Genomic DNA, 242 nt, shown 5'->3' on the forward strand with positions numbered 1-242 from the left:
TTCGCCGGCCGCCATGCGCGAGGTGACTTCTTCGGCCGTGAGGTTCAGGCAGAGACCGTCGTATTTCGGCGGCTTGCCGTCGGCGCGCTGCGCCTCGCGCATCTGCTCCAGCCGCGCAGGCGTGCAGAAACAGCGGAAGGCATGGCCATTGTCCAGCAGCTCCTGTGCATAGGGCTGGTACATCGGCTTGCGGTCGGACTGGCGATAAGGGCCGTAGGGACCGCCGATATCGGGGCCTTCCT

General features: G+C 66.1%; 1 protein-coding gene. It reads right to left on the reverse strand.

Features of this window, described 5'->3' with window-relative positions:
• The coding region (locus EOD29_RS34495) for a glutamate--tRNA ligase family protein (RefSeq protein ID WP_245475528.1) at window positions 1-242 on the reverse strand (242 nt) is incomplete at both ends.

Origin of the sequence: Mesorhizobium sp. M1A.T.Ca.IN.004.03.1.1, assembly GCF_003997555.1 — a bacterium.
Lineage (GTDB): Bacteria > Pseudomonadota > Alphaproteobacteria > Rhizobiales > Rhizobiaceae > Mesorhizobium.